Origin of the sequence: Frankia sp. KB5 (assembly GCF_002099325.1) — a bacterium.
Taxonomy (GTDB): Bacteria; Actinomycetota; Actinomycetes; order Frankiales; family Frankiaceae; genus Frankia; species Frankia casuarinae.
The window spans coordinates 1-2615 of record NZ_MRUJ01000349.1 but is presented as its reverse complement, the minus strand read 5'-3'; the positions used below and the strand labels follow the sequence as shown (position 1 = coordinate 2615).

At 73.0% G+C, this 2615-nt stretch carries 2 protein-coding genes; both read left to right on the top strand.

Annotation, left to right across the window (positions count from 1 at the left end; translation table 11 throughout):
• Positions 1-126: 126 nt before the first annotated feature.
• Positions 127-336, top strand: coding sequence for a hypothetical protein (locus KBI5_RS27430; protein WP_085016579.1), 210 nt, complete (start codon positions 127-129; stop codon positions 334-336).
• Positions 333-2510, top strand: coding sequence for a recombinase family protein (locus tag KBI5_RS24110; RefSeq protein ID WP_085016578.1), 2178 nt, complete (start codon positions 333-335; stop codon positions 2508-2510). Before KBI5_RS27430 ends, KBI5_RS24110 begins: the two co-directional genes overlap by 4 nt.
• The last annotated feature ends 105 nt before the right edge of the window (positions 2511-2615 follow it).

Genomic DNA, 2615 nt, shown 5'->3' with positions numbered 1-2615 from the left:
ACTGGGAACGCAGGACCTTACCCGGGCCGCGCAGGTAGGTCTTGACCTGTCTGTTGGCCAGTTCAGTCGACCACCCACAGTGCGTCTGAAGATGGCGGGCTCTCGGCCGGGGGCCCGATAATCAGCGTGGATGCGCTGCTGCGGCTGGCGGCCCTGGTCGACCGTCTGCGAGCGGCGGCGGACGAGACCGGGAATGATGGCGTATGTCCGATGAGCGCGGCKAGCCCCCCAGTCGGCGGTGTGGCCGAGGCTCCCCGCCGGGCGGCGGGCGAGGGCGGTGCGCCTGCTCGCGGCCTGGGCGACGCGGGCCGCGGTGAGCGGGAGCGGGACCGGTGACCCCGCGGGCGCCGGTGTGGGGCCGGTCGGAGAACCGGATCCGGCCGGAGCATAGGGACCGGGCGGCGGTCGTCTACGTCCGCCAGTCCAGCCAGCGGCAGGTCCTTGAGCACGCGGAGTCGACCCGGATGCAGTACGCGCTGGCCGAGCGGGCCGTGGCGCTGGGCTGGGCGCGCTCGCGGGTGGAGGTCATCGACGACGACCTGGGAGTGTCGGCCGCGGTGGCCGACTCCCGGGCGGGGTTCGCCCGGCTGGTCACCGAGGTGACGATGGGGCGGGTCGGCCTGGTGCTGGGGACCGAGATGTCCCGGCTGGCCCGCACCGGCCGCGACTGGCACCAGCTGATCGAGCTGTGCTCGCTGTCGGGGACCCTGCTCGCCGACCCCGACGGGGTCTACGACCCGGGCTACTACAACGACCGGCTGCTGCTGGGTCTCAAGGGAACGATCAGCGAGTGTGAGCTGCACCTGATCCGGCAGCGGATGGCGGGCGGGAAGCTGGCCAAGGCCGAACGCGGCGAGCTGGCCGTGCCATTGCCGATCGGCTACGTGCGCCGGCCGTCGGGGGAGGTGGTCTTCGACCCGGACGAGCAGGCCCGGAGCACGGTGCGGCTGGTCTTCGACCTGTTCGACCGGCTCGGCACGCTCAACGCGGTGCTGCGCCACCTGGCCGACAACGGTGTCCAGCTGCCGGTGCGCAGCCGGTCCGGCCCGGACAAGGGCGAGCTGGCCTGGGCTCGGCCGACCCGGGAAACCCTCCAGATCATGCTGCACAACCCCGCCTACGCCGGGTACTACGCCTATGGCCGGCGCCGGACCGACGCGCGGCGCAAGCGACCCGGCCGGCCTGGCACGGGGCGGGTGGTGCGTTGCATGGACGACTGGGACGTGCTGCTGCCCGACCGGGTGCCGGCCTACATCAGCCGGGACCGGTACGCGGCGAACCTGGCCCGCCTGGACGCCAACCGGCAGGTCGCCGCCTGTCCCGGGGCTGCGCGGGAGGGGTCGGCGCTGCTCGCGGGCCTGCTGCGCTGCGGACGCTGCGGCGGCCACCGGATGACGGTCAGCTACCACAGTCCGCCCAGCCGCTTCCCCGCGCACAACTACCACTGCGCCTACCTACCCGTTAACTACGGCACCGGCCGTCCCTGCCAGCACATCGCCGGGCCGGCGCTCGATCGGTACGTGGCCGGCCAGCTGCTCGACGCCGTCGCCCCGGCCGCCCTCGAGGTCTCCCTGCACGCCGCGGCCCAGGCCGAGGCGGAACGGGCCGAGCTGGACACGTTGTGGCGCCAGCGGCTGGAACGCGCCCGCTACGCCGCCGACCGGGCACGGCGCCAGTACCAGCTCGCCGAACCCGAGAACCGTCTGGTCGTCCGCCAGCTGGAAACCGACTGGGAGACGGCGCTGGCCGAACTCGGCCGGCTCGAGGCCGGCTACCAGCGCTTCACCGAGTCCCGGCCGGTACGCCTAAGTGCCGCCGAACGCGGCTCCCTCGCCGCCCTGGCCCGCGACCTGCCGGCGCTGTGGGACGCCGAGACCACCAGCCAGGCCGACCGTAAGGAACTCCTGCGCACCCTGGTCGAGGCGGTCACGGTGGCGACCGTCGGCGACAGCGAACTGGTGGACGTGACCATCACCTGGGCCGGCGGGCACCAGACCCACGGCCGCGCCACCCGCCCGGTCGCCCGCCTCGACCAGCTGTCCTACTACCCGCGGCTGGTCGAACGGGTCACCGAACTGGCCGGACGTGGCCTGTCCAGCCGCCAGATCGCCGAGGCGCTCAACGCCGACGGGCTACGCCCGCCCAAACGCACCGACCGCTTCGGCCCCGGCCAGATCCTCACCCTGACCCGCCGGCTGGGCATCAGGGTCCACCACCCCCGCGGCACCCGCACCGCCCTGACCAACCTCGGGCCCGACCGGTACTCGGTGGCCGAACTCGCCGTCGCTCTTCAGATGCCGACCGCCACCATCTACAACTGGATCTACCGGGGATGGATCACCGCCCAGCGCCACCCCGACGGCAGATCCTGGGTCATCGTCGCCGACGACGCCGAGATGCGACGGCTACGCGAACGCCGCGACCGCCCGCCCGGCTACTACACCCGCGCCCGCTGGACCGCACCCCCCGCCGAACGGACGGGACCACACGAGGAAGGAACCCAGACATGAAAAACGATCACAACTTGAGAGGCATCGTAGGTGGCTCGCCTCGTGTTCCCACCGGTGGTGATAGGCCCCGGCCAGAGCGGCCGCGGAGGCGTCAGCGGGGTCGAG